Genomic DNA, 6,680 nt, shown 5'->3' with positions numbered 1-6,680 from the left:
GGCGGTGCTGGAGGCGGCGGAGTTGATGACACCGGCGCCCACGGCGGTGACGACGCGGGCGGCCATGGCGGTCCCGTAGCCGGTGGCCAGGGCGGTGGCGGCGTTGCCGACGACGAAGACGCCGAGGGCGATCAGCAGCGTCGTCCGCCGGTCGAGGCCGCCGGTGAGCCCGCCGACGACCGGGGCGGAGACGGCCATCGTCAGGGCGAAGACCGTGACGAGCTGGCCGGCCGCGGCCGTGGAGACCCCGAGGTCGGCGGCGATGGCGGGGAGGAGTCCGGCGATGACGTAGCTGTCGGTGCCGACGGCGAAGGTCGCGAGGGCGAGGGGGAGGAGCTGTCTGGTCACGGAACGGCACTGTAGGCAATACATGGATGGTTGTCCATGTATCAATGAATGGGTAGGCTGCGGGCAGACGCCCGAGGGGAGAACGATGCGCGAGGTGTCCCAGCCCGCGGCCGGGTCGATCCGGATGGTGGACGTGCTGCGCGCGCTCGCCGACCCGGTGCGGCTGGAGGTCGTCCTGCGGCTGGCCGCGACGGGCGAGGAGAGCTGCAACGCCATCGGCGGCGACCTCGACGTCCACCAGACGACCATGTCGCACCACTACCGCGTGCTGCGCGAAGCGGGCGTGACCTGGACGACGGTGCAGGGCCGGACACGGCTGGTCCGGCTGCGCCGGGACGACCTGGAGGAGCGGTTCCCCGGCCTGCTGGACTCGGTACTGAACGGGGCGGCAGCCGACGTCACCCCCCGTTGAGCAGGGCCTCCCCCAGGTCCGTACGCCGGTGCAGCACGCAGTGCCCGCGCCGCTCGGACCGCACGAGCCCGGCCTCGCGCAGGACAGCCGCGTGCCGGCTGGCGCTGGCGGGCGCGACGTACAGGGCGTCGGCGATCCGCCCGGTCGACATCGGCCGGTCGAGCAGCTCCAGGACGCGGGCACGGGTGAGGCCGATGAGCCGGACGAGGGAGTCGCCGGCGCGCGAAGCGGGATCGGGGCCCGGCAGCCAGCCGGGCGCGGGGGTGAGCGGATGGACGAGCACGGGGGGCAGTTCGGGGTCGGCGAGCGCGACGGGCCTGCGGGTGCAGAAGAACGACGGGATCAGCGTCAGCGGCCGCCCGTCGAGCGAGAACCCCCGGCTCACCGGGTACGCACACTCCAGCCGGTCCCCGCTCCAGGTCACCTCGGGCGCGTAACTGGCGAGCAGCCCCTCCGCACCCTCCCGCAACGCGGCCTCGGCACGCACGGGCCGATCGGCGGCGGCAGCGGACCGGATCGCCTCCCGGTACGGCGCCACGGCCACCGCGTAGTACCGCCGCACCGCATTCCCCAGCCGCCGCAGCGCCCCGGGATCCCCGTCGGCCAACCGCCGGGCCCCCCGCGGCGGCCGCCCATCGGCGCAGAGCAGCCCGATCTCCTTACGCAGCCGGGCCTTCGGCGTCCGCAGCACCTGCTCCAACTCGGCGTCCAGCGTCCGCCCGCCCCCGGCGCTGGGCGTGAGAAAGTCCGGAAAGTACGCGGCCTCGGGACAAACCCGCTGCAACGACCCGACGATCTCCCCCAGCCCGGCATCGGCCACCTCGCCCCGCACCCGCCGCCGCCAGGGGTCGAGCGCGAGCGCGGCGTGCGCGGTCTGCAACGCCTGCAAGCTGAGGACGACTTCCCACATGGGACTGACGTCCCCGGCCGCCCGCAGCCGGTTCAGATCGGCAGAAGTGAACTCGATGTGAAGCATGATTCCCCCGTTGCTGAGACGTACGGCACGCGGTCTCAGTTGCAGGGCAACTTCCCGCACACACCGCGCAGTACGCCGCAGGGGGTCAGAGCCGCCGGGCGAAGGCGACGAAGTCGGCCCAGGCGCCGGGGGTGAAGGCGAGCTGGGGCCCGGTCTTGTCCTTGGAGTCACGGACATGGACGACGGAGGGACAGGCAGCAACCTCGACACAGTCACCGGAGTCGCCGCTGCTGTAGCTGGACTTGCGCCAGGAGACGGCGACTTCAATGCAGTCGCCGGAAGGACTGCTGCTGTAGCTGGACTTGAACCAGGCCAGGTCAGAGGGGTTCATAGCGCTCCTCGAATCCGCTGCAACAGGCTCACGGAATCCTCGGGGGTGAGAGCCTGCGCGCACATCCTGGCATACCGCCGCTGGAGCACACTGACCACTTTCGGGTCAGAGATGAGCAGGCCACTTTCGTGGCCCTCGTTGTACGCGAACCACTGGTTCTCCGGGGTCTCCAGCAGTTGCATCGGCCCGTTCAGCCCGGCGTGCGCCTCCTTCACCAGAGGCATGACCTGGATCTCGACGTTACGGAGCCCGGCGACATCCAGAATCTGGCCGATCAACCCACGCGTGACCTCTACCCCACCCACCCGCCGCAGAAGCAGGTGCTCCTCCAGAATGAAACTGAACGCTGTGTTGACCCGCTCCCACAGCAGTCGCTGCCGCTCCGCTCGCACCTCCCACTGGGCATCGATCTCCTCGTCCGACAACGGCGGCAGCCGGTTTCCGAACAACGTCCGTGCGTACGCCTCCGTCTGCAACAGCCCCGGGATCAGCCGACACTCGTACGTATAGAGGCTGATCGCCTCCGTCTCCAACCGCGCCCACTCCCGGAACCACCGGGCCAACCCGGGCCTGCGCACCACATGCGGCACCGACCGCCGCAGCGCACCCGTGTTGCCGAGGACCGGCTCCGCGCGCTCCACGAACCCCTGCGGCGGCAACCGCCGCCCGACCTCGATCGACGCGACCATGTGCTTCGAATACCGCACATGCTCTCCAAGCTGCTCCCGGCTCAACCCCGCATGCTCCCGCAGCGCTTGGACCATCGCGCCGAAGGTCCTCATGCTGTCCGAAGGCTCCGGCTCACTCCCGGAACCACCCGTCCCGCTCACATCCCCGGCCATCAGCGGCCACCTCCCACTCACCTGGCCCGCCTTGAACACCCCGCACAGAGATGCTTACGCACGGTAACCACTACTGTCCATCCCGTCACTCCGTACAGTTGGACACGTACACACCCACTCTCAAGCCCGCCGGAATGCGCGCCACCGGCACAAACTCACCGCAACACCGCCCAGAAACCCGGGCAAACCACCCACGCGGCCCGACTTTCGCCCACCCAGCGCCACCCACCCGGCCCCGAAAGCCCCAACTCGGGCCCGGGGCACCGGTAACCGGACAGGGCCCCGGCACCGTTCGGGCACCGGAACGGGGACCGTCTGCGTACGGGGCAGGCCCGGTGCCGACCGGCCGGCCCCCGTCGTCCGGGGGGTCGGGGCGTATGGGCTTCAAGGGGTGCCGCTCCCCCTGGGCCACCCTTAGCTGCGGGTCTGTTTCGGGCCGGAGTCCGGTGTCAAGGGTGGGGCGAAGCCCCATCGCGCAGCGACGTTCCCGCAGCGAAGCGGAGGGAACGCCCTTGACACCGGACGCAGGCCCACACTGAAAAGCAGGGTGGCCCGGGGGGAGCCCACGCGACACCGCCCCACCCCGACACAGACCCCCCGAACCCGCCCCACCGAACGGACCAGACCCCGCCGCACCCGCCGAAACCCCGGCGCTGTCAGACCAGGCGCATACCCTAGGGCGGGAGTGAGGGCAGAGAGGGCAGAGAGGGCAGAGAGGGCAGAGAGGGCAGAGAGGGCCCGGGAGCGTAGAACGGTGCGGGAGCGTACGACGGCGCGGGAGCGCAGGACAGCGCGGGAGTTACGGTCCGTTACCCGTACCGTCCAGCCTTTATACGTGTACAGCCCCGCACGTATCCGCGTACGAGCTGGTCAACAGCCCTCCCCCAGGCCAGATTCGGGGGCATGACCGCACCCTCCACGCCACACCCACTCCCCCCGCCCGTCACCGTACGTGTGTTCAGCCAGCGCTTCAGCTCCACCCCACTCGGTGCCCGGCTGGCCCGGCACCTGACGATCATGCAGCTCCACTCCTGGGATGTACCGCAGACCGCCACCGTCTGCGACGCCGCCGCCATCGTCGCCGAGCTGGCGGCGAACGCGGTGACCCACGGGCGCGTACCCGGGCGGGACTTCGAGCTGCGGCTGTCCCTCCTCGGGGGCGCCATCCGGATCGAGGTGTCCGACGCCCGCGGGCAGCGGCGTCCGCCGGGGCCGGATCAGGTGGGCGCGCTGCCCGTACCGGAGGGGGAATCCGGGCGCGGGCTGCTGCTCGTCGACGAGTTGGCCGACCGGTGGGCGGTGCTGGACCGGGTGCCGGTCGGCAAGACGGTCCGCGTGGAGCTGGACCTGCGCGGGGAGTCGGCGCCGGGACGGCGGGCGGCGGGGCCGGTACGTATCAGGTGACCCGCGAACGCCCGGGACCGCACGTCTCTGACCTGCTCCGCCCGACTGCACCCCGCCCCGTCTCGAACTCCAGCGTCCCGAACCCGAGTCCCGCAGCCCGGCGGAGGTGCGCAGGGCGGTCCTCGACCGCGGGCCGGCGTCGCGCGGAAGCTCGCACGGAGAGGCGGGGCGGTGGCGGGGGATCCGTTGCCGGAACGGCAAGGTTCCTCGCGGGAGGGGGTGCGGTGTGCAAACACTGGCGGCGTACGGAGACCGCGCGTCGAAACGCCCGTCGAAACCGCCCACCACAGCACGACCGCAGCACCACCGCAGCACCACCGCAGCACCACCACAGCGCAACGTCAGCACCATCCCAGCACCACCCGTCGAAAGGCAGCCCATGGCCAGCGCACCATCCCGCCGCAGGGACACCCCACCGCCCCGCACCGGAGGCACGGAGGCCGAGACCCTGCGGGGCTTCCTCGACTACCTCCGTACGTCGATCGCCGCGAAGGTCGAGGACGCCCCGGAGCCGCAGGTGCGCACGGCCGGAGTCCCGTCGGGTACGAACCTGCTGGGCCTGCTGCACCACCTCACCCACGTCGAACGCGCGACGTTCCTCGGCGAACGCGTCACCGACTGGCCCGGGACGTTCGAAGCCCCGGCGGAGGCGAGCGTGGCGGAGGTCGTCGCGGGCTACCGCGAGGCGGTCGAGGGCGCGAACCAGGTCCTCGACGGCTGCGCGGACCTGGGTGCGCAGGTACCGTGCCGGGGCGGCAAGGGGCCGAGCGTGCGGTGGGCGCTGACGCACATGATCGAGGAAACGGGCCGCCACGCGGGCCACGCGGACATCCTCCGCGAACAGATCGACGGCGCGACAGGCCGCTGACCGGAGGCGGGGCCGGGCAGATCTGCCGTGGCGGCCGGTGCAACCACCGGAGCGGTAGCGGAGCCGGACCCGGCAGAGGGGACCTGCGCGATCCGCCGACCCCGCCGAGGGACTTCGTCAGCGCAGGTGGTGGCGGACCCAGACGTTGGGTTCCACGTAAACCGCCCAGTTGTGGTCCGGTTCGCAGCGGACCGGGGTCAGGGCGCCCGGGACGGTCGTCCAGCCCTCCTTGTCGAAGGGGAGGCCCGTCCAGGTTCGCCACTGTGCGAGCGGGGCGCCGATGACCATCGACGCCGGGGCCACCGGGTCGGGGGCGGCCAGGGTGGCGCCGGCGCGGACATGGACGCGGAGCCAGGGGTCGTGCGGGAGGCCGTCCTCGCGGGTGCGGGTGGCGTACTCGCGCATCGGGGTGTGCGGCTCGTGGTGCTTGGCGCTGGGCCGTACGGGGGCGACGACCTCGGCGAAGCCGCGGTCCGCGGCGGCGGAGCGCATCGCGCCGAGCATCACGGCGGACAGCCCGCGGCCCTGCCGCCCCGCGTCGACGGCGATCTCGATGGCGCTGACGGTGTCCGGCTCGACGCCGTCCCGCCGGTCGTCGAACGCCCACACCAGGACCTGGTCCCACCCGCGCCCCGGGAGCGTGCCGTCACGTCCCGCGCCGCGCAGCACGAACGGTACGGAGAACGCCCGGGCGACCACCGCGCCGGAGTCGTCGGTACCGACGTGGACGTACTCGGGGAAGACCTCGGCGATCCGCTCGTGCAGCGCGTTCGCGACGTGGTCGTGGGTCATGAACTCCGGCCAGGAATCCGTCATGTCCCAGAGCCGGGCGCACAGTTCGGGGCGTTCGGCGAGGCTGGTGACGCGGATCGGCTCCATGCGGCGGAGTGTAACGAGGCGTGGGGCCGTGGCGGGGGCGCGGAAGGCGTGCCCGGGGTGCGCTCCCCCTCACGCATCCCGCCCCTCCCGCGCCTCCCACGCCCCGCGTTTCCCGCACCACACCCCTCCCCCACCCCGCGCCTACCGCACCACACCCCTCGCCCTCACACCTTGCCGACGCCCAGCGTGTTCTCCCCCGGCAGCATCCCCGACCCCAGCACCTTCACCCACGGCCCGCCCAGCAGGTCCGCCAGCCGCTCCGCGCCGTCCGCGCCGATCGCGCGCCACGGGTCCGCCGCCAGTTCGTCCGTACGGCGCTCGACCTCCGCGCGCAGCGCGCGGCCGGCGTCCGTGGCAGTACCGCCCGTGGCAGTACCGCCCTCAGCCGTACCGCCCGCCGCCGTACCGCCCTCGCCCGTACCCCCCTCAGCCGCCCCATCCACCGTCACCAGCCCGCGGGCGGCGAGCCGGGAGCGGGCCGCGGTCCACTCGGCGTCGCTCCAGCCACGGCTGGCGAAGGTCTCCTCTGCCGCCGCGCCCACCGCCGCGAAGGACACCAGCGACTCGACGGCGTCCAGGTCCGCGGTGAGCAGCGCCGCGAGGTGGCCGTCGCCGCGGTG

Annotated in this window: 9 protein-coding genes; 3 read left to right on the top strand and 6 right to left on the bottom strand. The window is 72.5% G+C overall.

What is annotated here, in order from left to right:
* On the bottom strand, window positions 1-348 hold a 348-nt coding region (locus tag H5J30_RS13445), incomplete at its 3' end, for an MFS transporter (protein ID WP_181787666.1).
* An 85-nt stretch (window positions 349-433) separates the two neighbouring features.
* Here H5J30_RS13445 and H5J30_RS13440 point away from each other — a divergent pair.
* Window positions 434-760: an ArsR/SmtB family transcription factor gene (locus tag H5J30_RS13440; protein WP_181787665.1), complete on the top strand. Its 327-nt coding sequence runs from the start codon at window positions 434-436 to the stop codon at window positions 758-760.
* Here H5J30_RS13440 and H5J30_RS13435 read toward each other — a convergent pair.
* From H5J30_RS13435 to H5J30_RS13425, 3 genes are all read right to left on the bottom strand, one after another.
* A complete protein-coding gene (locus tag H5J30_RS13435) occupies window positions 747-1,736 on the bottom strand; it encodes a winged helix-turn-helix domain-containing protein (protein ID WP_181787664.1) in 990 nt (329 codons plus the stop codon). The genes H5J30_RS13440 and H5J30_RS13435 overlap by 14 nt on opposite strands.
* Before the next feature lie 85 nt (window positions 1,737-1,821).
* Window positions 1,822-2,067: a DUF397 domain-containing protein gene (locus tag H5J30_RS13430; RefSeq protein WP_181787663.1), complete on the bottom strand. Its 246-nt coding sequence runs from the start codon at window positions 2,065-2,067 to the stop codon at window positions 1,822-1,824.
* A complete protein-coding gene (locus H5J30_RS13425) occupies window positions 2,064-2,909 on the bottom strand; it encodes a helix-turn-helix domain-containing protein (RefSeq protein ID WP_181787662.1) in 846 nt (281 codons plus the stop codon). The genes H5J30_RS13430 and H5J30_RS13425 overlap by 4 nt, the downstream gene beginning before the upstream one ends.
* A 903-nt stretch (window positions 2,910-3,812) precedes the next feature.
* Here H5J30_RS13425 and H5J30_RS13420 point away from each other — a divergent pair.
* Complete coding sequence (locus tag H5J30_RS13420; RefSeq protein ID WP_181787661.1) at window positions 3,813-4,313, top strand: ATP-binding protein; 501 nt, start codon at window positions 3,813-3,815, stop codon at window positions 4,311-4,313.
* Between the two features lie 379 nt (window positions 4,314-4,692).
* On the top strand, window positions 4,693-5,181 hold the full coding sequence (locus tag H5J30_RS13415; RefSeq protein WP_181787660.1) for a DinB family protein: 489 nt from the start codon (window positions 4,693-4,695) through the stop codon (window positions 5,179-5,181).
* Between the two features lie 117 nt (window positions 5,182-5,298).
* On the opposite strand, the gene H5J30_RS13410 is transcribed toward H5J30_RS13415, so the two are convergent.
* Both H5J30_RS13410 and H5J30_RS13405 read right to left on the bottom strand, forming a co-directional pair.
* A complete protein-coding gene (locus H5J30_RS13410; protein ID WP_181787659.1) occupies window positions 5,299-6,060 on the bottom strand; it encodes an N-acetyltransferase in 762 nt (253 codons plus the stop codon).
* Between the two features lie 164 nt (window positions 6,061-6,224).
* Window positions 6,225-6,680, bottom strand: a 456-nt coding sequence (locus H5J30_RS13405) for a helix-turn-helix domain-containing protein (protein ID WP_445194939.1), incomplete at its 5' end; no start/stop codon positions are given.

Origin of the sequence: Streptomyces phytophilus (genome assembly GCF_013870535.1) — a bacterium.
Taxonomy (GTDB): Bacteria; Actinomycetota; Actinomycetes; order Streptomycetales; family Streptomycetaceae; genus Streptomyces; species Streptomyces phytophilus.
Note: the sequence above shows the minus strand (reverse complement) of the source record. Positions and strands in the feature narration are given on the sequence as shown.